21 protein-coding genes are annotated in these 22,440 nt (G+C 67.7%); 14 read left to right on the forward strand and 7 right to left on the reverse strand.

Annotated features, from left to right (window positions below; translation table 11 throughout):
• Positions 1-269: 269 nt before the first annotated feature.
• The 12 genes from hchA (at position 270) to MMB92_RS04755 (ending at position 12,513) form a co-directional block, all read left to right on the forward strand.
• Positions 270-1,151, forward strand: a complete 882-nt coding sequence (gene hchA, locus MMB92_RS04700) for a glyoxalase III HchA (RefSeq protein WP_200062103.1) — start codon at positions 270-272, stop codon at positions 1,149-1,151.
• Between the two features lie 122 nt (positions 1,152-1,273).
• On the forward strand, positions 1,274-2,011 hold the full coding sequence (locus tag MMB92_RS04705) for a response regulator (RefSeq protein ID WP_006482275.1): 738 nt from the start codon (positions 1,274-1,276) through the stop codon (positions 2,009-2,011).
• Positions 2,008-3,093: an ATP-binding protein gene (locus MMB92_RS04710; RefSeq protein ID WP_006494550.1), complete on the forward strand. Its 1,086-nt coding sequence runs from the start codon at positions 2,008-2,010 to the stop codon at positions 3,091-3,093. Before MMB92_RS04705 ends, MMB92_RS04710 begins: the two co-directional genes overlap by 4 nt.
• 260 nt (positions 3,094-3,353) lie before the next feature.
• Positions 3,354-4,628, forward strand: a complete 1,275-nt coding sequence (locus MMB92_RS04715; RefSeq protein WP_006482338.1) for a sugar ABC transporter substrate-binding protein — start codon at positions 3,354-3,356, stop codon at positions 4,626-4,628.
• Positions 4,612-5,571: a sugar ABC transporter permease gene (locus MMB92_RS04720; RefSeq protein ID WP_006482286.1), complete on the forward strand. Its 960-nt coding sequence runs from the start codon at positions 4,612-4,614 to the stop codon at positions 5,569-5,571. The genes MMB92_RS04715 and MMB92_RS04720 overlap by 17 nt, the downstream gene beginning before the upstream one ends.
• Positions 5,559-6,386 carry a carbohydrate ABC transporter permease gene (locus MMB92_RS04725; RefSeq protein ID WP_006482351.1) on the forward strand — a complete coding sequence of 276 codons (828 nt, stop codon included), beginning with the start codon at positions 5,559-5,561 and terminating at the stop codon, positions 6,384-6,386. Before MMB92_RS04720 ends, MMB92_RS04725 begins: the two co-directional genes overlap by 13 nt.
• Positions 6,387-6,396: 10 nt before the next feature.
• Complete coding sequence (locus MMB92_RS04730; protein ID WP_006494552.1) at positions 6,397-7,431, forward strand: NAD(P)-dependent alcohol dehydrogenase; 1,035 nt, start codon at positions 6,397-6,399, stop codon at positions 7,429-7,431.
• A gap of 3 nt (positions 7,432-7,434) precedes the next feature.
• Positions 7,435-8,628 (forward strand): sn-glycerol-3-phosphate ABC transporter ATP-binding protein UgpC, encoded by a 1,194-nt coding sequence (ugpC, locus tag MMB92_RS04735; protein WP_006482347.1) that lies wholly within the window; start codon positions 7,435-7,437, stop codon positions 8,626-8,628.
• A 29-nt stretch (positions 8,629-8,657) separates the two neighbouring features.
• Complete coding sequence (locus MMB92_RS04740; protein WP_006482319.1) at positions 8,658-9,593, forward strand: AraC family transcriptional regulator; 936 nt, start codon at positions 8,658-8,660, stop codon at positions 9,591-9,593.
• Positions 9,590-11,056, forward strand: a complete 1,467-nt coding sequence (gene xylB, locus MMB92_RS04745; protein ID WP_200062099.1) for a xylulokinase — start codon at positions 9,590-9,592, stop codon at positions 11,054-11,056. The genes MMB92_RS04740 and xylB overlap by 4 nt, the downstream gene beginning before the upstream one ends.
• A gap of 82 nt (positions 11,057-11,138) precedes the next feature.
• Complete coding sequence (locus MMB92_RS04750) at positions 11,139-12,194, forward strand: MerR family transcriptional regulator (protein WP_034203063.1); 1,056 nt, start codon at positions 11,139-11,141, stop codon at positions 12,192-12,194.
• A 31-nt stretch (positions 12,195-12,225) separates the two neighbouring features.
• Positions 12,226-12,513, forward strand: coding sequence for a barstar family protein (locus MMB92_RS04755; protein ID WP_027813915.1), 288 nt, complete (start codon positions 12,226-12,228; stop codon positions 12,511-12,513).
• Between the two features lie 112 nt (positions 12,514-12,625).
• On the opposite strand, the gene MMB92_RS04760 is transcribed toward MMB92_RS04755, so the two are convergent.
• Both MMB92_RS04760 and MMB92_RS04765 read right to left on the reverse strand, forming a co-directional pair.
• Positions 12,626-13,441, reverse strand: coding sequence for an alpha/beta fold hydrolase (locus tag MMB92_RS04760; protein ID WP_059720952.1), 816 nt, complete (start codon positions 13,439-13,441; stop codon positions 12,626-12,628).
• A gap of 13 nt (positions 13,442-13,454) precedes the next feature.
• On the reverse strand, positions 13,455-14,747 hold the full coding sequence (locus MMB92_RS04765) for an MASE1 domain-containing protein (RefSeq protein WP_006482331.1): 1,293 nt from the start codon (positions 14,745-14,747) through the stop codon (positions 13,455-13,457).
• Positions 14,748-15,053: 306 nt separating this feature from the next.
• Between MMB92_RS04765 and MMB92_RS04770 the strand changes: the two genes are divergently transcribed.
• Positions 15,054-16,010 carry a hypothetical protein gene (locus MMB92_RS04770; protein WP_023474899.1) on the forward strand — a complete coding sequence of 319 codons (957 nt, stop codon included), beginning with the start codon at positions 15,054-15,056 and terminating at the stop codon, positions 16,008-16,010.
• Between the two features lie 42 nt (positions 16,011-16,052).
• Complete coding sequence (locus tag MMB92_RS04775) at positions 16,053-16,490, forward strand: GNAT family N-acetyltransferase (protein ID WP_060264152.1); 438 nt, start codon at positions 16,053-16,055, stop codon at positions 16,488-16,490.
• Between the two features lie 31 nt (positions 16,491-16,521).
• Here the strand turns inward: MMB92_RS04775 and MMB92_RS04780 are convergent, their stop codons facing one another.
• The 5 genes from MMB92_RS04780 to MMB92_RS04800 all read right to left on the reverse strand — a co-directional run bounded on the left by MMB92_RS04780 (position 16,522) and on the right by MMB92_RS04800 (position 22,341).
• The gene (locus tag MMB92_RS04780; RefSeq protein WP_006494558.1) at positions 16,522-17,352 is read right to left on the reverse strand and encodes a peptidyl-prolyl cis-trans isomerase; all 831 of its coding nucleotides are present in this window, start codon (positions 17,350-17,352) and stop codon (positions 16,522-16,524) included.
• Between the two features lie 286 nt (positions 17,353-17,638).
• Positions 17,639-19,573, reverse strand: a complete 1,935-nt coding sequence (locus MMB92_RS04785; protein WP_112750853.1) for an SMP-30/gluconolactonase/LRE family protein — start codon at positions 19,571-19,573, stop codon at positions 17,639-17,641.
• A 257-nt stretch (positions 19,574-19,830) separates the two neighbouring features.
• Positions 19,831-20,031 (reverse strand): hypothetical protein, encoded by a 201-nt coding sequence (locus MMB92_RS04790; protein WP_200062096.1) that lies wholly within the window; start codon positions 20,029-20,031, stop codon positions 19,831-19,833.
• Entirely contained in the window at positions 20,028-21,326 is a 1,299-nt protein-coding gene (locus MMB92_RS04795) for a dicarboxylate/amino acid:cation symporter (protein ID WP_059720955.1), read from the reverse strand. The genes MMB92_RS04790 and MMB92_RS04795 overlap by 4 nt, the downstream gene beginning before the upstream one ends.
• Before the next feature lie 346 nt (positions 21,327-21,672).
• Positions 21,673-22,341 (reverse strand): TetR/AcrR family transcriptional regulator, encoded by a 669-nt coding sequence (locus tag MMB92_RS04800; protein WP_230204561.1) that lies wholly within the window; start codon positions 22,339-22,341, stop codon positions 21,673-21,675.
• Positions 22,342-22,440: the final 99 nt, after the last annotated feature.

The following is a 22,440-nucleotide window of genomic DNA, read 5'->3' on the forward strand; positions in this document are numbered from 1 at the left end:
CGAGCCCCCGTCGAAACCGGCGGCGAGCCGTCCGGACGCGTATCACGGCGATGAATACGGGATACCCACCCGTTCGGGGAGGCGTTCGCCGCGGAACGGCGTTGTAGGATTCATCGCAACACGCATCGTCCCTGCGAGATACCCGTCCGCACGACCGGGACATGACCGGAACGCCAGGTCGCCGCCGCGGAATCGCCGCGACGACTCACGCAGGCGCCCACCGGCCACGCCCGCCCCATCCGAACCCATCCCCCGAGCAAGGAGCAGCCATGACTTCCGACACGACGCAGACGGACCGCACGCCCGCCGCCGACCCGGCGGAGAACAACGCGTATTTCCCGTCGCCGTATTCGCTGTCGCAGTACACGTCGTCGAAGACCGACTTCGACGGCGCCGATTACCCGAATCCGTACACCGGCGGCAAGTGGAAGGTCCTGATGATCGCGACCGACGAGCGCTACATCCTGATGACGAACGGCAAGATGTTCTCGACCGGCAACCATCCGGTGGAGATGCTGCTGCCGATGCACCACATGGACAAGGCCGGCTTCGAGATCGACATCGCGACGCTGTCGGGTAACCCGGCCAAACTCGAACTCTGGGCGATGCCGCAGGATGACGAGGCCGTGCAGAGTACTTACCGGAAATACCTGCCGAAGCTGAAGACGCCGCTCAAGCTGTCCGACGTGCTCGACCGGCATTCCGGCGCCGATTCGCCGTATATCGCGGTGTTCATTCCCGGCGGCCACGGCGTGCTCGCCGGCATTCCGCACAGCAAGGACGTCAAGCGCACGCTGCGCTGGGCGCTCGACCACGACCGGCACATCATCACGCTGTGTCACGGGCCCGCATGCCTGCTGTCGGCCGCCGTCGACGAAGATCCTCAGGACTACCCGTTCAAGGACTACGAGATCTGCGTGTTTCCGGATGCGCTCGACACGGGGCCGAACCTCGACATCGGCTACATGCCGGGCCCGCTGCCGTGGCTCGTTGCGCAAAGCCTCGAAAAGCTCGGCGCGCGCGTGCTGAACAAGGACATGACCGGCCGCTGCCATCAGGACCGCAAACTGATCACGGGCGACAGCCCGCTCGCATCGAACGGCGTCGGCAAGCTCGCGGCCGCCGCGCTGCTGAAGGCGGTCGGGCACTGACGGTACGCGCCGCCCTGGCGCGGCGTCTCGCCGGGGCATGGCCGCCCGTCTCCATTCGACCGCCAGAGCCGTACGGTAGTATGGCGATTCGATGGAACCCCGCTGAATCCGAACGAGTGGCCATGCCCGAATTTCCTTCATCTCCCGGCGCCGGCCAAGGCGCGCAGGCGCTCGTCCTCATCGCCGAGGACGAACCCGAGATCGCCGAGATCCTGATCGCGTATTTCGCGCGCAACGGCCTGCGCACCGTGCACGCCGCCGACGGCCGCCGCGCGCTCGAACTCCACCTGTCGCTGAAGCCCGACCTCGTGCTGCTCGACGTGCAGATGCCGCACGTCGACGGCTGGAAGGTGCTTGCCGAGATCCGCCATCGCGGCGACACGCCGGTCATCATGCTGACCGCACTAGACCAGGACATCGACAAGCTGACCGGGCTGCGCATCGGCGCCGACGACTACGTGGTCAAGCCGTTCAACCCGGCCGAAGTCGTCGCGCGCGCCCAGGCCGTGCTGCGCCGTTCGATGGCCGGCGCGCGCCAGGAAGAGCAGCGCGTGCTGCGCGCCGCGCCGTTCGAGATCGATCTCGAGCACCACGAAGCGACGGTCGAAGTCGACGGCGTGCGCCACACGCTCGTGCTGACGCTCACCGAATTCAAGCTGCTCGCGCAGCTCGCGCGCGCGCCGCGCCGCGTGTTCAGCCGCGCCGAGCTGATGGCGACCTGCCTGCCAGAAGGCGACGCGCTGGAACGCACGGTCGACAGCCACGTCAGCAAGCTGCGCAAGAAACTCGACGATCTCGGCGTCGCGGGCGTACCGGCCAGTGTGCGCGGCGTCGGCTACAAACTGTGGAGCGGCGAGTGAGACTCGATGGCCTGAGTCGCCAGATCGCGCTGACGATGGGCGCGATCGCCTTCGGCATCACGGTGCTGATCGTCGTGACGGCCTATGCGTTCTACTACCTGCTGTACCAGTACTCGCCGGAGTCGTTCAAGCCGGAAAGCTGGCTCCCGAGCGGACCGGAGTGGGTGTGGATCACCTCGACCACACTGGTCGGCCTGTTGATCGCGGTCATCGTTGCAATCAACCTGTCGCGCCGCATCCTCGTGCCGCTGAATTCGGTGACGGACAGCATCCGCCGCGTTGCCCGCGGCGATCTCGGCGCACGCGCGGTCGCCGGCGATCGTTCGTTGAAGGAAGCGGCGCTGCTCGCCGACAACTTCAACGCGCTCGCGAGCGAACTGCAGCGCGTGACCGATGAGCAAACCTTCTGGAACGCGGCGATCGCGCACGAGCTGCGCACGCCCGTGACCGTGCTGCGCGGGCGCTTGCAGGGGCTCGCCGAAGGTGTGTTCACGCCGAGCGATGCGCTGTACCGCAGCCTGCTCGTGCAGGTCGAAGGGCTGACGCGGCTGATCGAGGATCTGCGCGTGGTCAGCCTCGCCGACAGCGGCCATCTGAGCATCGAGATCCGCGACACCGACCTTGCCGCCGAAGTGCGCGCCGTAGTCGACGCGTTCGCGCACGCGCTGCAGGCCGCCGGCCAGCAACCGGTGCTCGATCTCGACCCGCGGCGCATGCGCTGCGACCCGGTGCGCATCCGCCAGGCGTTGCTCGCGTTGCTGGAAAACGCACGCCGCCACGCAGTGCCGGGCGCGATCCGGATCCAGACCCGCATCGAAGACGGCATGTGCCGGCTGCGCGTCGAGGACGACGGCCCCGGTATCCCGGCCGAGTTCGCGCCGCACGTGTTCCAGGCTTTCCGGCGCGTCGACGAGTCGCAACCCGGCGGCACGGGCCTCGGGCTCGCCGTCGTCGCGGCGATCGCGCATGCCCATCGCGGCGAAGCGCTGTGCGTGCCGACCGGCGCGGGCGGCACGCGGTTCGAGGTGCAGTGGCCGGACGATCTCGTGCCGGCGCCCGAAAGCGAGCGGTTCGCGGCGTAACCTGGCGCCGTTACGTCGCGACACCCTCACGCGCGCGGTTCGCGCCCGACCTGGTCGAGCGGCGGGCTGAACCAGGTGCCCCGCGGCGATAAAGGTCCCATCGCCGCCCCACCACCACATTTTGTGCATCGCACGACCGAACCTGAGCAAAAAGTATCGGTTCGCGAATTCTTTTGATGTGGTGATCGCATCGCCCCCGTCACACCATTGTCCCTGCCGTCATCGGCGGCATTCGAACAAGCAGAATCAAGGAGACACGGGTGAACAAGATGCGAATCGTCGCAGCCGGCCTGCTGCTCGGCGCCTGTCTGCCGGGCGTCGCGGCCGCGCAAACCTGCAAGGTGCCGACCCTTCGGGTGCTCGCGCAGAAGAGCCTCGGCCTGTCGGTGATGGAGAAATCGCTGGCCGACTACGAGAAGAAGAACGGCACCAAGGTCGAGATCAGCTATTTCGGCGAAAACGACCGCCGCGCGAAATCGCGGCTCGACGCGTCGACCGGCGCGGGTTCGTACCAGATCTACTACGTCGACGAGGCGAACGTCGCCGAATTCGCGTCGGCCAACTGGATCGTGCCGCTCCTGAAGTACTACCCGAAGGACTACGACTACGACGACTTCCTGCCCGGCCGCCGCGCGGTCGCGAGCTACAACGGCGTCGCGTACTTCGCGCCGCTGATCGGCGGCGGCGACTTCCTGTTCTACCGCCGCGACCTGCTCGACGCCGCGCACATCCCGGTGCCGAAGACGCTCGACCAGCTCGTCGCCGCGATCAGGAAGCTGAACGCGCCGCCGAAGCTGTACGGCTGGGTCGCGCGCGGCCAGCGCGGCTCGGGAATGAACGTGTGGCGCTGGTCGCCGTTCATGCTCGGGATGGGCGGCGCGTGGACCGACAAGGGCGGCCAGCCCGCGTTCAATTCGCCGGCCGCGGTGAAGGCCACGCAGCTCTACAGCGACCTGTTCAAGTACGCGCCCCCCGGCTCGGCGACCTACGACTGGAGCAACGCGCTCGAAGCGTTCCGCTCGGGCAAGGTCGCGTTCATGATCGAATCGACGCCGTTCGCGGACTGGATGGAAGATGCGAGCAAGTCGAGCGTGGCCGGCAAGGTCGGCTATACGCGGCCGCCCGCGCCGCTGCCGTCGGCCGCGTACGGGCACGGCTTCGCGATCTCGGCGGTCGGCGCAAAGGACGACTGCACGCGGATGGCCGCCGGCCGCTTCATCGCGTGGGCGACCAGCAAGGACCAGGAGCAGGCGCGGCTGCGCAACGGCGTGTTCAGCGACTACAACCGCTCCAGCACGATCGCCAGCCCGTACTTCAAGCAGCACGTCGCGCCGCAGATCCAGGCCGGGCTGAACGACACCAACCCCGTCACGCAGGTGACGATCTGGCGGACGCCGCAGTGGCCGGATATCGGCGACAACCTCGGCATCGCGCTCGAACAGGTGTTCACCGGCACGCAGACGGACATCCGCGGCACGCTCGACGACGCGGACCAGTATGCGAAGGACGCGCTCGAACATGGCGCTCGCAAATGACGGCACGGGCGGACGCACGCTCGGCGTCCGCCCGGCCCCTTCCGCCACGTCGGCCCGGCGCGGCCGCGCGCGCCGCGACCGCACGAGCCTGCCGTGGGTGTTCCTCGCGCCGACGCTCGCGCTGCTCGCGGTCCTGAGCCTCGTCCCGACGATCGCCGCGATCAATCTCGCGCTGCGCAACCGCGTGCTGCGCTACCCGGACAGCGAATACGTCGGCCTGCGCAACTTCGTCCGGCTCGCGTCGGACCGGCGCTTCCTGAACGCGATCGAGGTGTCGGTGCTGTGGGAAGTCGTCACGGTCGCCGGCGCGGTGCTGGTCGGGATCGCGCTCGCGGTGTTCCTGTTCGAGCGCGTGCACGGCCGCTGGCGCCGCTTCGCGTCGCTGGTGCTGATCATGCCGGTGCTGCTGCCGCGCGTGTCGGCCGCGTTCATCTGGAAGTTCATGTACGCGCCGCTCACCGGCATCCTGAGCTGGCTGCTCGGCACGCTCGGCGTCGAGCACACCGCGTTTCTCGCCGATCCGCATCTCGCGCTGTACGCGGTCGCGCTCGTCGACGTGTGGCAGTGGGGGCTGTTCTTCGCGGTCGTGATCCTGAAGCTGCTGGAGACGCTGCCGCCGGAGCCGCTCGAGGCCGCGCGGCTCGACTACGCGACGACCTGGCAGGTGCATGCGTACATCGCGCTGCCGATGCTGAAGGCGCCGCTCGTCAGCCTCGTGTTCATCAAGATGGTCGAATCGCTGCGCTCGTTCGACCTGATCTACGTGATGACCAAGGGCGGCCCCGGCATCGCGACCGAAACGCTCGATCTCTACGCGTACCAGCAGGGCATCGGCCTCGCCGGCAAGGTGTCGTATGCGTCGGGCATGGCCGTGCTGATGATGGTCGCGACCACGCTGGTCTTCACGCTCATCTGGAAGAGGGTCAACAAATGGGACGACTGATGGCCCGCCGCGGCCCCGCCGCCGTTTCCACCGTCGCGATCGCCGGCGCGATCCTGCTCGTCGCCGCGTTCCCGCTGTTCTGGGCCGTGCTCAATTCGCTCAAGCACCTGCTCGACATCGTCACGCCGACGCCGCGCTTCTTCTTCACGCCGACGCTCGCGAACTACGAACAGGTGCTGTCGAGCCCCGAAGTGCTGATCGGGCTCGGCAACAGCATCGCGATCGTCGGCGCGGCGGTGCTGATCGGTGCCGTGCTCGGCGTGCCGGCCGCGTATGCGATCGCGCGCTACCCGGTGCGCGGCAAGCGCGACATCCAGTTCTTCCTGCTGTCGCTGCGGTTCCTGCCGCCCGTCGCGGTCGCATTGCCGTTGATCGCGATCTGGGTCGATCTCGGGCTGTACGACACCAAGCTGTCGATGATCGTCACGTACCTGCTCGTCACGCTGTCGACCATCACGTGGCTGTCGATCCCGGTGTTCCGCCGGCTGCCGCGCGAGATCGAGGAAGCCGCCGCGCTCGACGGCTACGGCCCGTACGCGGTGTTCTGGCACATCGCGCTGCCGGTGTGCGCGAGCACGCTGCTCGGCGGCATCGTGTTCAGCTTCGTGCTGGTGTGGAACGAACTGATGATCGCGCTCGCCCTCACGTCGTCGCGCAGCGCGACGCTGCCGGTGGTCGCGTCCGCGTTCACGTCGCTCGGCCAGGAAGTGCCGTGGGGCGTGATCAACGCGTCGACGGTGCTGCTCGCGCTGCCGCCGCTCGTCTTCGTCGGCATGCTGAGCCGCCTGCTCAATTCGATGGTCAAGGGAAAATAAGGAGAACACGTTGAAAGCGCTCGTACTCGAACGCACGCGCGAGCTCGCGCTGCGCGACATCGACCTGCCGCAAGCGGTCGGCCCCGGCGACGTCCGGATCAAGGTCCATACGGTCGGCGTCTGCGGCAGCGACGTGCATTACTACGTTCACGGCGGGATCGGCCCGTTCCGCGTCGATGCGCCGATGGTGCTCGGCCATGAAGCGTCCGGCACGGTCGTCGAGACCGGCGCCGACGTCACGCACCTGCGCGTCGGCGACCGCGTGTGCATGGAGCCCGGCGTGCCGCGCCTCGATTCGCCCGCGACGCTGCGCGGGCTCTACAACCTCGATCCCGACGTGCGCTTCTGGGCGACGCCGCCGATCCACGGCTGCCTGACGCCGTTCGTCGTGCATCCGGCCGCGTTCACGTACCGGCTGCCCGACAACGTGTCGTTCGCCGAAGGCGCGATCGTCGAGCCGCTGTCGATCGGCCTGCAGGCTGCGAAGAAGGCGGCGATGAAGCCGGGCGACCTCGCGGTCGTGATCGGCGCCGGCACGATCGGCGCGATGACGGCGCTCGCCGCGCTCGCCGGCGGCGCCGCGCGCGTGATCCTCGCCGACGTCGTGCCGGACAAGCTCGCGCTGTTCGCCGGCAACCCGGCCGTCACGACCGTCGACGTGCGTACGCGGCCGCTGGCCGACGCGGTGGCCGAAGCGTCCGGCGGCTGGGGCGCGGACGTCGTGTTCGAGGCGAGCGGCAGCGCGAATGCGTATGCGGGCCTCGTCGACCTGATGTGCCCGGGCGGCTGCGCGGTGCTGATCGGGATGCCGGTCGCGCCGGTGCCGCTCGACGTGGTCGCGCTGCAGGCGAAGGAGGGCCGCATCGAATCGGTGTTCCGCTACGCGAACATCTTCCCGCGCGCGCTCGCGCTGATCGCGTCCGGCGCGATCGACGTGAAGCCGTTCATCTCGCGCACGTTCCCGTTTTCCGAAGGCGTGCGCGCGTTCGAGGAAGCGGCGAGCGGGCACCCGCGCGACGTCAAGATTCAGATCGAAATGGATTGAGCCATGGCCCAGATCACCTGCAAGGCTTTGTCGAAGCACTACGACGGCGGCCCCGCCGTGCTGCATCCGCTCGACCTCGAGATCGCCGACGGCGAATTCATCGTGCTGCTCGGCCCGTCCGGCTGCGGCAAGTCGACGATGCTGCGGATGATCGCGGGCCTCGAGGCGATCACCGGCGGCGAGCTCGTGATCGGCGATGCGGTCGTCAACGACCTGCCGTCGCGCGAGCGCAATGTGGCGATGGTGTTCCAGAACTACGCGCTATACCCGCACATGACGGTGTACGACAACATCGCGTTCGGCCTGCGGCGGCTGAAGGTGCCCGCCGACGAGATCGACCGCCGCGTGCGCGACGTCGCGCGCATCCTGAGCCTCGACGCGCTGCTCGACCGCCGTCCGCGCGCGATGTCGGGCGGCCAGCAGCAGCGCGCGGCGATCGCGCGCGCGATGATCAAGACGCCCGCCGTGTTCCTGTTCGACGAGCCGCTGTCGAACCTCGACGCGAAGCTGCGCACGCAGTTGCGCGGCGACATCAAACGGCTGCACCGGCAACTGAAGACAACCACGCTGTACGTCACGCACGATCAGCTCGAGGCGATGACGCTCGCCGACCGCGTCGTGTTGATGCGCGGCGGCCACATCGAGCAGATCGGCACGCCGGCCGAGCTGTACGGCCAGCCGCACACGGTATTCGCGGCCGGGTTCGTCGGCACGCCGGCAATGAACTTCGCGGACGGCACGATCGCGCGCGTCGGCACGAACGTGCTGCTCGACTGCAACGGCGCGCGCTGGCCGCTCGCGTCCTCGCGCTTCGCACGGCTGCAGGACGGCCAGCAGGTGAAGGCGGCGATCCGCCCGAATCACCTGCAACTCGTCGCCGAAGGCGATCCGACCCCGGGCACGCTCACGCTGACCGGCACGGTCGAACTCGTCGAGCTGCTCGGCGCCGAGGCGCTCGTCACGCTGGACTGGCGCGGCCAGCCGTGCGCGGCCCTCGTGCCGGCCCCGATGGCCCCGGCGCCGGGCGCCGTGGTAGCGTTCCGCTTCGACGAAGAAGCCCTGCATCTGTTCGACGCCGGCACCGAGCGCAACGTCACGCTGCCGGACGCGAACCCGATCGCGCACGCGGCGCCGCCGGCGGCCGCGACGCGCACCACGCCGCCTGCCGCGACGGGCTGGTCGATGTCCCGTTCGTAGCACGCCGGCACGCCCCGACGGAGTACACGATGAACCCGGATCTCGAGATCGTTCCCACCCACCGCGACGAATCGTTTCGCGCGTGGGTCCACGACTATCCGCATTCGGTCGCGAAGTGGCACTTCCATCCCGAGTACGAGATTCATCTGATCCAGGCGTCGCACGGCAAGGTGTTCGTCGGCGACCACATCGGCGATTTCGGCCCCGGCAACCTGATCGTCACCGGGCCGAACCTGCCGCACAACTGGGTCAGCGAGCTGGCCGACGGCGAACGCGTGCCGTCGCGCGACGTCGTGCTGCAGTTCTCGCGCGATGCGATCGAGAAGATGGTCGGCGCGTTCAGCGAGCTGCAGCCGGTGATCGACCTGATCGACGATGCGGCGCGCGGCGTGCAGTTTCCCGACCGCGTGGGCATCGAGGTCGCGCCGCTGATGCTCGAACTCGCGAATGCGCACGGCTGCCGCCGCGTCGAGATCCTGATGTCGCTGTTCGACCGGCTGTCGTCGTGCCGCGAGCGGCGCGTGCTCGCCGGCCCCGGCTACCGCAGCGACGCGCAGCACTACATGTCGTCGACCATCAACCAGGTGCTGTCGTACCTGCAGCAGAACCTGCCCGGCATGCTGCGCGAAGCCGACGTCGCCGCGTTCGCCGGCATGAGCGTCAGCACCTTCACGCGGTTTTTCCGGCGTCATACCGGCTCGTCGTTCGTGCGCTACCTGAACCGGCTGCGCATCAACGAAGCGTGCGAGCTGCTGATGTTTTCCGACCTGACGGTGACCGACATCTGCTACCGGGTTGGCTTCAACAACCTGTCGAACTTCAACCGTCAGTTTCTCGCGATGAAGCAGGTGCCGCCGTCGAAGTTCCGCGCGCTGCACCGGCTCAACGAACCGCACGGTCGCGACGACGCGCCGCCCCCGCGACGCGCGCCGCCCCGCGCCCCAGACAGGACGCTTCATACGTGACATATCTCGGCATCGACCTCGGCACGTCCGAGGTCAAGGTTCTGCTCACCGATTCCCGATCGGTGCCCCTCGCGACCGGCTCGGCCGCGCTGTCGATCAGCCGGCCGCATCCGCACTGGTCCGAACAAAGCCCGCAGGCGTGGTGGCACGCGATGCTCGACGCGATCGCGTCGGTGCGCGCCGCGCATCCGGCCGGCTTCGCCGCGCTGCGCGGCATCGCGCTGTCCGGCCAGATGCACGGCGCGACGCTGATCGACCGCGCGGACCAGGTGCTGCGCCCCGCGATCCTGTGGAACGACACGCGCGCCGGCACCGAATGCGTCGAGCTGGAAGCGCTGGTGCCGGAATCGCGCGCGATCACCGGCAACATGGCGATGCCCGGCTTCACCGCGCCGAAGCTGCTGTGGCTCGCGAAATACGAGCCCGCCGTGTTTCGCGCGGTGCACAAGGTGCTGCTGCCGAAGGACTACCTGATCTGGCGCCTGTCCGGCGAATTCGTGTCCGACATGTCCGACGCGGCGGGCACGCTGTGGCTCGACTGCGCGCGCCGCGACTGGTCGGACCGGATGCTCGCCGCAACCGAGCTGTCGCGCGCGCAGATGCCGCGCCTCGTCGAAGGCAACGCGCCCGCCGCGCAGTTGCGCGATGCGTTGCGGCGCGAATGGGGCATCGACGAGCCCGTGACGATCGCCGGCGGCGCCGGCGACAACGCGGCGTCCGCGATCGGCATGGGCGTCACGGGCGCCGGCAGCGGCTTCCTGTCGCTCGGCACGTCGGGCGTGCTGTTCGCCGGCAACGACCGCTTCGCGCCGAACCCGGACGCCGCCGTGCACGCGTTCTGCCACTGCGTCGAAGGACGCTGGCACCAGATGAGCGTGATCCTGTCGGCGGCCGCGAGCCTCGACTGGCTCGCGCGTGCGCACGGCACGACCGCCGGCGCGCTCGCTGCGCGCGCCGAACGCGCCGATCCGGCCCGCGCGCCGCTGTTCCTGCCGTATCTCGGCGGCGAGCGCACGCCGCACAACGACGCGCATGCGCGCGGCGTGTTCTTCGGGCTGTCGAACGAACACGATGCGGATGATCTCGCGTATGCGGTGATGGAAGGCGTCGCGTTCGCGATGGCCGACGGCTACGACGCGCTGCGCGCGGCCGGCACGACGCTCGACGCGGTGTCCTTCATCGGCGGCGGCTCGAAGAGCGCGCTCTGGGCGCGGCTGTGCGCGAATGCGACCGGGCTCGCGATGCAGCGCCATGCGGACGGCGCGGTCGGCGCGGCACTCGGCGCCGCGCGGCTCGCGCGGCTGGCGGCGACGAACGACACGCTGGAGGAGGTCTGCGTCGCGCCGCCCGTCACGGAGACGGTCGCGCCCGATGCCGCGTCGGTCGATCTGCTGGCGGGGCGGCTCGCGCGCTACCGGCGGTTGTATCGCGCGCTGCGGGACGAGTTCGCGGCGGCCGACTGAACGCCCGCGCGATCGCGCTTGACCCGGCCCTTGGGATCGCCTTTATGCTGGGCGCAACGAATCGACAGCAAAGAGGTGACGGATGGGTACCGCCACACCCGGCTTGAACGCGTCGGCCGCCGCCGCGCGGCTCGGCGTCTCGATCAAGGCGCTGCGGTTGTACGAGCGGCACGGCCTCGTCACGCCGGCGCGCACGCCGGCCGGATACCGCACGTACGGCCCGGACGATCTCGCCCGCGCCGCCGACATCGCGGCACTGCGCAAGCTCGGCCTCACGCTCGCGCAGGTCGCGAGCGTGCTCGACGGCGACGCGCGCGATCTCGACGCAGCGCTGGCCGCCCACGAAGCGGCGCTCGATCACGGGATTCACGATTTCGTCAGCAAGCTCGACCGCGTGCGCGCGATGCGCGCCGGCCTGGCACGCGGGCGGATGCCGGCGGACGGCGAACTCACGCGGCTGCTCGACCCGGGCAGCGCCGGCGTCGCGTTCAGCCTGCCGTGGCCGTGGGGCGGCGAGTGGTTCGAGTGTCGCGATATCCGGCCGCTGAACTACATCATCGGTTCGCTGGGGAGCGGCAAGACGCGGCTCGCGCTTCGGCTGGCGGAGGCGCTGCCTGGCGCCGTGTTCGTCGGCCTCGATCGGCTGGACGACGATTGTGCGACGGCATCCGACGCATTGCGCGCCGATCCGGAATTGAAGTCGCGCGTCGATCGCACGTCGGCGTTGCTCGCCGCCAAAGGCGCAACGCCGTCGCCAGCACTGACGGCACTCCTCGTCAGCCTCGAAGCGCAAGGCCCGCGTGCGCAGATCGTCGACATGATCGAACAGGGCCTCGACCGGGCCACGCAACTGGCGTTGATCGCTCATCTGCGCGAATCCGCAGCCGCCGGCATGCGGCCGCTGTTCCTGCTGACGCGCTCGTCGGCGATCCTCGATCTGGCGGCGGTCGGCCCCGACGAAACCATCCTGCTGTGCCCGGCCAATCACAGCCCGCCTGCGCGCGTGGCGCCTTACCCCGGCGCGCCGGGGTATGAAGCCGTGGCCACGTGCCTGGCGGCGCCGGAAGTCCGCGAGCGGATCGCGCGGCGGCCGGAAGCGCGCGCTATGATGCTCGGTACGGAACGCGAAATGAATTGAATGTTTCGCGACCTGTCCGTCGGAGAACATGATGGCACGCGACACGCGGGTAGAAATCGAACTCGACGATATCGAATCGACCGAACAGTTGCACGTACGACTGATGAAGAAGTTGAGTTTCCCGGATTGGTATGGAAGAAACTGGGATGCGTTCTGGGACGCCATTACCGCGCTGGTCGATATGCCGCTCATTCTCCGGCTGAAAGGTTGGTCGGAATTCGAACGCCGCTTTCCCCGCGACGCGAAGCTGATGCGCGACTGCCTGCAGGACATGGCCCGGCAATATCCGGCCTTCGCACCCCGTGTCGAATACGATTGATCGAACTCGCCGCGAGCCGCAAGATCGTGCGTCCGTTCCTTCCAGACTAGATCGCGACAACCTCAAATGGATTTGCCCCCGGATTGACGCCATTGTGACAGTTACGCCACCGTCACGATCCCAGCCGCCCCATCCTGCGCGCCATCGCCGGGCTCACCGCATGCACGGGATCGAAGCCGAAGAATTCGAGCACGTGCCGCGCGACGTCGTCGCGATCGTTGTCCGCGCAGATCATGTGATAGCTGTTCTCCAGCACGATCCCGCGCGCGTCGGGCAGCTTCTCCAGCAGGAAGTCGGCCGAGCGCAGGCTCGTCAGCTCGTCCTCGCGCGCATGCAGCACGAGCGTCGGGCACGGCGTGCCGGCCGCGGCGTCGAGCGCCCAGTCGCGCATCCGGTCCACCTGCCGCACGCACGCGAGCGGCACCCACGCATAGTGGAAACTGTCCTGCCGCTCGAACTTCTTCTTCACGATCGCGCGGATCGTCGCGTTCTTGATACCGAACGGATCGCCTTCCTCCACGCGCATTCGCTCGGCGACACCCGGCACGCGGTACAGCACGTGCCGCAGCGACCGGTACCACGGCGTCGACCAGCCGTCGATGAACATCGGCGTCGCCAGCAGCGCGAGCCGGCCGCGCGCATGCTGCACGCGATGACACAGCAGCAGCGCGACGAGCGCGCCCATGCACATCCCCGCGACGTGCAGCGTGTCGTACTCGCGCGCCAGCGCGCGGTATTGTTCGGTCACCGCATCGAGCCACGCCTCCGCGCGCACGCCGACCAGATCCTCCGGGCGCGTGCCGTGCCCCGGCAGCGTGATCATGTGCGTGTCGCCGCCCGCGCGCCGCATCGCCTTGTGCAGCGAACCGAGATCGTATTGCGTGCCGCCGAGCCCGTGGATCAGCAGCACGCCCGTGCGGCCCGTCATGACGCGTACCCGCTCATTCGTCCGCCGGCCACACGCGCTCGAGCTGCCACACGCCCGCCACCACCGTCACGTCGACGTTCGAATCCAGCAGCGGCGCGCCGTGGTCGGTGATCGTCCGCGTGCCGCCGTCGCGCAGCACGATACGCAGCGACAGCGACGCGCGGTCCTCGCCCGCGATCTCCGCATTCCAGTAGTCGCGCAGCGCGTCGCGATCGCCCGGCTGCACGCGTTCGAGCACGAGCGGCACGGTCGCGATCTGCGCGGCGTCGACGCCGACGCCGAACACGCGCTCGACGTCGCCGCTCCACTCGATCCGGCCCGACTCGGGATCGAGCACGTACGCGATCTGGCCGGCGCTCGCGAGCGCGAGCTCCATGTTGTTCTGCAGGACGGCCGCATGCTCGTGCACGCGCTCGCGCGTCGTCTTCAGCGTGCTGACCGTCAGCACCAGCAGCGACGCGACCGCCAGATAGAGCTGCGCTTCGAGCAGCGCGCTGCCGTAATGCGCGTGAAGCGACGCGAACGGGCCGTCGCCTTGTGCGGTCTGCTCGATCACGATCAGCGCGAGCACCAGCACCGACGACGAACCCGCCCGGCCGCCGAGCAGTAGCGTCACCGCGACCGTCAGGAACAACGGGACATACGTGAGCGCGAAGCCGGCGCCCGTGCCGAATTTCCGCGACGTATCGCCGTCGAAGATCACGAGCGCGACGGCCGCGAGCAGCACGAACGCAACGATGCCGAGCACCAGGTCGAAGCGCTCGTGGTCGCCCGAACGGTGCGCGCGAAAGCGCGACCACGACGCGAGCACCGGCGTGACCAGCAGCACGCCGACGAAATCGGATGCGGCCCACACCGACCACACGTCGAAGAACGGCGCGCCCTTGAGCGTCGTGTACCACGCCGCGCCGCCGATCGCGCCGACGACGCCCGCGATCATCCCGGCGAGGATCACCGAGCGCAGGAAATACAGCCCTTCGAGCGAAAAGCGCACGCGCTGCACGAGCCAGACCGCGAGCGCGGCCGCGCCGACCTCGTCGACCGTGAACAGCACCGCGTTGACGAGGCTGCCGTGCTCGATGGCGGTCAGCGCGAGCTGCCCGACCAGGAACGCGCCGGCCAGCGTCAGCCAGTCGCGCATCGGCCGCAGCATGAATGCGCCGACCGTCACGCCGGCCGGCAGCCAGATGTAGCCCGTCAGCCGGACGGGGCCGTTGAATTCGTGCGAGATGTAGCCGGTCGCGAGATACAGCGCCGCCCAGAGCAGCGCGGCGACGAGCCCCGGCCGCGATCGTTTGGTGTCCATCGAGAATCCCTGTGTATTGCGCCGTGCGTGCGAGCGATGTGCGAATGATAGGCGGGCGGGTTGAACGGCGGAATACCGGAAGGCGGCAGCACGTTCGGGGCACCGGCGCGCGCCCGCAAGCTGGCGAGTGTGACCGGGAAGGTATCGGAAAAGTTCGCCGCTTGCCGGGCGCTATCGGGACACGTCTGCAAGCCGTCTTGTCCGGATGGCCAAAATCGCACGCGGCCGGTCATTCGGCCCTGCGATGAAAGGCATCCGAAAGCGTTCGTTTCGGCGTATCGTCCAGCTCTCTTGCCAGCACTCGACATGACCGCACACGATGAAAACAGTACCGGCCCGGCCGATATCGGCCCCTTCGACACCATGAGCCGATTTCGCATCACGTACGACGGGCCCACGCTCGATTCGTCCGAGATGGACGTACGCGAACTCGCGCCCGCGCTGCTGGCATTCGGCGATTTGCTCGACGCGTCGACGCGCGCCCTGTGCGGCGCTCAGGTCCGGCCGCAGGTCAACGTGCGCGGCAGCTTCAAGACCGGCAGCTTCGGCATCGACTTCACGCTCGCGACCTCGCTGCTCGGCCGCATGCGCGACATGCTGAGCGGCAGCGAAGGCACGGCGCTCGCCAATGCGGTGACGATCCTGACCGCGCTCGGCATCGCCGCGCCCAGGGCGAGGAAGGGGCTTTTCGCCGTCCTCAAATGGCTGCGTGGGCGCGAGATCACGCACGTGCGGATGCAGAACAACACCGCGGTGCTGGACGTCGACGGCGACGAACTGGAAATCGACCTGCCCGTCCTCACGCTGCTGAGTGACGTCCGCGTTCGCCAAGCCATCGCGCAAGTGCTTGCGCCGCTCGCTCGCGAAGGCATCGAGATTTTCGCTGCCGGCACCGATACCGAGGTATACGAGACGGTCGCCCACAACGAGATCGCATGGTTTCACGCGCCGGAGCCAACCGATTCGCTCCTGCTCGACGAGCATCGCAAGATGGCATTCTCGATCGTGTCGCTCGCGTTCAAGGACGACAACAAGTGGCGCCTGTACGACGGCACGTCGACGATTCACGCGACGATCACCGATGCCGGCTTCCTGTCGCGCGTGAACAACAGCCAGATCAGTTTCAGCAAGGGAGACGTGCTCTTGTGCAATGTCCGTATGCAGCAGTGGCAAACTTCGGACGGGGCAAAAACCGAATACGAGGTCACGGATGTCCTCGAACATCGCCCGGCCGGCCTGCAAATTCGGTTGCCGGGCATGTGATCCGCACCAAAGCCTCGCGCCCGACGCAACCTCTCATCACTGATGAAACCCGCGATCCATCTGCGTGCTGCCTCCCAGGAAGATCTCCCGTTCCTGCTGACGCTCCGTCGACTCACGATGACCGAGCATCTGCAGCGCGTCGGCGCGCCGACCGACGATGAAGCGCACGACCGCCGCATCCGCGCGAACTTCGACGACGCGATGATCGTCTGTGAAGGCGCCGATGCCATTGGCCTGCTGAAGGTGACACGCGCCGCCAGCGAATGGCACGTCCATCAGATCCAGATTCTCCCCGCGCGCCAGGGCCAGGGAATCGGCGAAGCCGTGCTGCACACATTGCTGACCGACGCGGCGCACGCGCGCGTGCCGGTATCGCTCAGCGTGCTGCACGGCAACCCGGCGCGGCGGCTCTACGAACGGCTCGGCTTTCGCGTCGCGTCGGCAACCGACACGAGCGCGAGCATGGTCTGGCACGCGTGACGCGCGTCATGTCGACGCCGCCGCATGGCCATTACTGCGTGATCTTCGCGTCCTTCAGCAGATTGCCGATCATCTGCGCACTCGCCTTCTCGGCCGCGATCGCCTGCAGTTGCTGCTGAAGCGTCGGCTTCGCGGTCTCGAAGCCCGGCACCTGCGTCGGCCGCTTCGCATCCAGCTTCACGATCGCCCGCACGCCATCGACCGGAATCGAATCCTTCGTCACCGCGCCGACCGACAGCTTCTCGAGCGCCTGCGCGACGGGCAGCGGCAATCCGGCCGTCTTGCCTTCCACCGCCGGCGTGTTGAAGCTCACCCACGGCAGCTCGCCGCCGGTATCGCGGCTCGGCGCCACGCTGTACTGGCGCGCGAGCCCGTCGAACGACTTGCCCGCTTTCAGCTCGCTCAGCACGGTCGCCGCCGCGACCGGATCCTTGACGACGATCAAACGCGGCTTGAATTCGTTCTTGCCGAGCGCGGCGACGAGTTCGTCATAGCGCGCCTTGACCTGCTCGTCGGTCACCGGCTCCGGCTTCACGTGGTCGCGCAGGTACAGCTGCACCTCGGCCGTCACCTTCGCCTGCTGCATCGCCGCCTTGACCTCGGGCTTGTCCGCGTAGTTCGCCTTTTCGGCCGCCTGCTGAACCAGCACGCGCGTGATCAGCTGATTCTTGATCGCCTGGCGGATCTGCGGCGAATCGGGCTGACCGGACGCGCGCAGCAGCGTATCGACGTCGGTCTGCGTGATCGGCGTGCCGTTGACGGTCGCGACGGTCGCCGCCGTCTGGGCGTGGACAGGGCCGCTCAGTGCGCTGGCCAGCGCAACGATCGTCAACAGGCGGTTCGGTGTCGTTTTCATTTTCATCGGGGTTGTCACTTCGAGCATAAGAAACGCGGCAGCGGCAGCCGCGCCCGTTCATCGGGCACGCCCGCGCAGCGTCCGCGGGTGCCGCTGTCATTGTGCACGGAACCGCGTTTGCGCGTCGGGAGGTTGGGGCGGCTGGCCACCGTGGTGCGGCACGCAGTGTGCCCACCGTTCATTGCATGCGCGTTGCGCAACCATCCCGAGAAAATGCGTCGATGGTCTTCACGACTTTCCGTCCGCGTCCGCAGCCGCGGCCCGAAGCGACCGCACCAGCACGTTCAGCCCGTCAGGGCGTCCACCGGTACACGGTGATGCTGTTCCCCTTCACGTTGTTCTTCATCACCACGTACTCGCCGTTCGACCGGCGGTACGCGCGGATGCTGTACATCGCATCGATCGCGCTGCTGGTGTCGACCGTCGCGGGGCTCGTGTTGACGAGCGTCGTGTCGAGCTTGCCGGTGGTGAGGTTGAACGCGTCGACGTTCGGCCACAGCGGCCCGCTGCTGCTGAACCAGTAGCCGACGAACAGGTGGTTGCCCGCCGCGTCGATCGATTTCGCGCCGCTGTGCGGCAGCGTGATCACCGGGTCCGGCTTCGTCGTATTGCCTGCTCGCCAGCCGTGATACACCTCGATGCGCGTGCCGATCGACGTCCAGTCGTTGCTGCCGAGCGCGCCCTGCGCGAGCACCATCGTGTCGCTGTCCGCGAGATACACGATGCGCGTGAGCGGCTGGATGCTGGCCGGAATGCGGGTCGCGACGCCCGGCCCCCACGACGGCTTGCCATCCGCGTCGAAGCCGGTCAGCGGGTAATGCGTGATCGCGCCGGTCTTGTCGAGGCCGGCCCACACGCCACCCTGGCTGTCGAGGCTGAAGCCGCCCGTCACGCGTTGCGTCGTGTTGAACGCGGGGCCCGGAATCGAGCCGTCCGGAATCGCGATGTAGCCGTTCGCCGCGTTGAAGTGATAGAAGTAGAAAATCGGCGGATTCTGGCCGGCCGCGACGAGGATCCGGTTCGCGCCGACCGACGTGATCATCCCGAAGTGCTCGTCGCGCTGCGTGTCGCTCATGTTGATGCGCGGATCCGACGGGTACGTGAACGGATCGACGGTATTCGCGACGAACTTGCCGCCCGCGCTGCCGCTGTAGATATGCGTACCGCCGTAGAACAGCGCACCGTCCGTGACCGGGTCCGGCGCGGCGATGCCTTCGAAGTTCAGCGACTGCAGCGTCCAGCGCAGGTTGCCGTTGCTGCCGTACGCATGAATGTCGGTCGCGCCGTTGCGCCCGAGATCCCAGCTGCCGCCCCACGGATTGTTGAGCACATAGAGGTTGCCGCCGGTGTCCTTGCCGATCCCGACGATGCGCGTGAAGCGTTGCGGGCCGACCTGCCCCTTGATGCCCGTCGTCGTGTCGAGATAGCCGCCGCGCACGCCGAACGTGCCGGCCAGCGCAGGCTGGCCCGATATCGAATAACGCTTGATGTTCTGGTCGGGGCCTTCGTCGCCCACCAGCAGTTGCCCGGCCGCCGCATCGACATGCAGCGCCGACGGATGCGAGCCGGCCGGCATCCGGATCGTATTCAGCAGCGCGCCGGTCGGCCTGAAGCCGACGATCGAGCCGGCGCTTTTCTGCGCGACCCACACGTTGCCCGCGCCGTCCACCGCGAGCGCGCCCGGCGCCGACACGCCGATGTCCCGCTGCCACACGCCGTCGGTCGTGAATACGCGCACGCGATTGCCGTAGAAGTCGCTCGCATAGAGCAGCGAGCCGGCCGTCGCGAGCCCGGTGACGACATCGATGCGCGGCTGGTTGGTCGCCGCGCTGATCTGGATGACACGATCGCGAACCTTCGTCGCGCGGCTGTAGCGCCCCACCGCGCCGCTGCCGTACGTCTTGCCGGGCTGCAGCGCGACGAACAGCGACGTTGCATTGCCGGTGATCGCGCTGCCCTGGAATTCCGAATGCGCGCCGATCGAGCCGATGCTCTTGCCGTTCTGGTAGATCGCGACGCCGCCCTCATCCTCGTCCCACATCGACGCCGTGTAGATCACGCCTTCGGGCGCGACCCACATCGCGCGCGCGACGTTGCCGACGTGCGCGGCGAGCGTGCCGTACGTATTCGCGAGCCAGTCGGTGGTGTTGGCTGCATGAGCAGCGGGTGCACATGCGGCGATCGCCGCGGCAACGAGCGCGGCCTGGATGCGTTTTCTGGCGACCATGACGGATGCTCTCCTGAACAGGGTAGTCATTCACATGAGGGATCGGCCGGCCAGATGGCTTGAAGCCCGCGAGATGTAAATTCTTCCCCGAATCATCCGGCGCAGTCGGTATGACATACGGCATGCATTCGATCATGCGCAGGGCGAGAATAACGTCATATAAATCGAAAAAAATTGCGAATCGCCCCATGCTTGCGGCGAGCGCCGCCGCCCGTCAGTGAATGGTCACTTACGCGCCGGATCGGGAATGGGGAAAATCAGGCGAGCGCCTGTCGGAATATCGCCGCCGATTCGACGTCGATCGATTGAAACGGCGAATGCCATTTCGGCAACATCGGGACAAGCCGCCGCCCCAAAACACATTGCCGGCCCGAATCCGTATCGAATCCGGGCCGGCGAATGTCATTTGCCGCGGGTTGGGCAACGCGGCGTTGCGCCGCCGCGTTGCCACGCGTCATGCCGACGTTTCCCGCACCTTCACCTCGGCTACGCGCGCACCGTCCGAATCGTCGTCGTCGCGCGGCGCGTCGAGCTGCCCTTCCCACTTCGCGACCACGGCCGCCGCGATCGAGTTGCCGACGGCGTTGGTGGCCGAACGCCCCATGTCGAGGAACATGTCGACGCCCATGATCAGCAGCAAACCGGCTTCGGGCATGTTGAACTGGTTGAGCGTCGCCGCGATCACGACCAGCGACGCGCGCGGCACGCCCGCCATCCCCTTCGACGTCACCATCAGCATCAGCAACATCGTGATCTGCGTGCCGAGCGGCAGATGGATGCCGTACACCTGCGCGATGAACAGCACCGCGAACGTGCAGTACATCATCGAGCCGTCGAGGTTGAACGAATAGCCGATCGGCAGCACGAAGCTCGAGATCTTGCGGTTCACGCCGAAGCGGTCGAGCGCGTCCAGCAGCTTCGGATACGCGGCCTCGGAGCTGGCCGTCGCGAACGACAGCAGGAACGGCTCGCGAATCAGCCGGATCAGCGTGAACGCGCGCTTGCCGAGGAACGTCACGCCGGCCAGCGTCAGCACGGCCCACAGCAGCGCGAGCGCCAGGTAGAAGCTGGCCATGAACTTCGCGAACGTGAGCAGGATGCCGAGCCCTTCGGTCGTGATCGTCGACGCGAGCGCCGCGAACACCGCGACCGGCGCGAACCCCATCACCGCCCCCGTCACCTTCAGCATCACCTGCGCGAGATCCTCGATCACCCCGGTCAGGCGCTTGCCTGCGTCGCCGAGCGCGGACAGCGCGGTGCCGAAGAAGATCGAGAACACGACGATCTGCAGGATTTCGTTGTTCGCCATCGCCTCGGCGATCGACTTCGGCACCAGGTGCACCACGAAATCCTTCAGCGTGAACGCGCCCGTCTTCAGGTTGAGCGCCGCATCGGACGGCGGCAGCGGCAGGCTCAGGTGGCTGCCCGGCTGCAGGAGCGTCGCAGTCAGCAGGCCGAGCAGCAGCGACGTGAACGACGCGATGAAGAACCAGCCGAACGCCTTGACGCCCACGCGGCCCACCGCGCTGCCGTCGCCCATCTGCGCGATGCCGACGGTCAGCGTCGCGAACACCAGCGGCGCGATGATCATCTTGATCAGGCGCAGGAACACATCGGACAGCAACGACACGTACCCGGCGACCTCCTTCGCCATCTTCGGGTCGGGAAACGCGCTATGGCAGGCGTAACCCACGGCGATGCCAAGAATCATCGCGACAACGATGTACCTGGTAATGTTGTGCTTCTTTTTCATTAGTGATCCAAATTACAAAGCGTATGTTGCTAACGGCTGGCCCATCATTCGCGTCCGGCTGCGAATCGAAACCTGTGTCTCCAAGCGGGCGACCCTGTCCGGTTCGGGCGGTCGCCCGGGCGGACAAGGGGGGGCATTCTAACGCAAATGGTCGGCCGGCTTTCAAATCTGAAAGCGCCGCGGGTTGATTTGCGTCCTGATGTCGTCGGGAAAGGGCAGGTGTCGCGGTCCGGCTCGCTTCCGGTGCGGCCGGATGCCGGGGAATTTCAGCGGATCGGATAGCGCGCGGCTTGCCGGAAGGCCGCGGCGAACGTGTCGACGCGATGCGCGCCGGTGGCGTCGGGCGTCAGGCAACCAGCACGTAGGTGCGGAAGAAATCGCCGAGCGCGGCGGCCGTCTGTTTCATGTCGACGGACGTGCCGAGGCTGCGGTCGAGCCACAGGCCGTTGAACAGCGCGAAGACGATGTTCGTCGCACCGGCAGGATCCAGCGATGGCCGGACCCAGCCTTCGGCCTGGCCGCGCGCCAGCAGCGCCGCAAGATCCGCGCGCATCTTCCGGTCGAGCCCGACGATATCGGGGCGGCGTTCGGCATCGCGCGCCAGTTCGAGCCAGCTGTCGACACCGAGGCCGTCATCGCCTTGCGCCATCATCCCGGCCAGCTCGTCGGCCGTGATGCCGGCCAGCCCAAGCAGGCCGTCCCTGCTGAGGATGCGGTTGAAGTCCCGCGTATAACGCTCGACCTCGACCGCGATGATCGCGTCGATCATCTCGCGCTTGTCGGCGAAATACCGGAACACCGCGCCCGCGCTCATGTCGGCCGCCGCACAGATATCTTCCGTGCGCGCGCCGTGGAACCCCTTGGCCTTGAAGACCCGGGCGGCCGCGGTCAGGATCTGCTCGCGGCGCTGCTGATGAAGGTTTTCGTTCCGTGTACGCGCCATGCTTCCCGAAATAACCGGACTAAATCGTCGCATTATAGGGAAGGCATCGACCCGAATCAAATCCGGCGCCATCGTTGCAATCGAAATCGCGATCGCGGGAAATCGTCACGCACCGGGCGACACGATCCAGCGATCACGACAGATTCTCACAAAGATGCGCAGACCTCGACA

Source organism: Burkholderia sp. IO2 (genome assembly GCF_029522185.1).
Classification (GTDB): Bacteria; Pseudomonadota; Gammaproteobacteria; order Burkholderiales; family Burkholderiaceae; genus Burkholderia; species Burkholderia cenocepacia.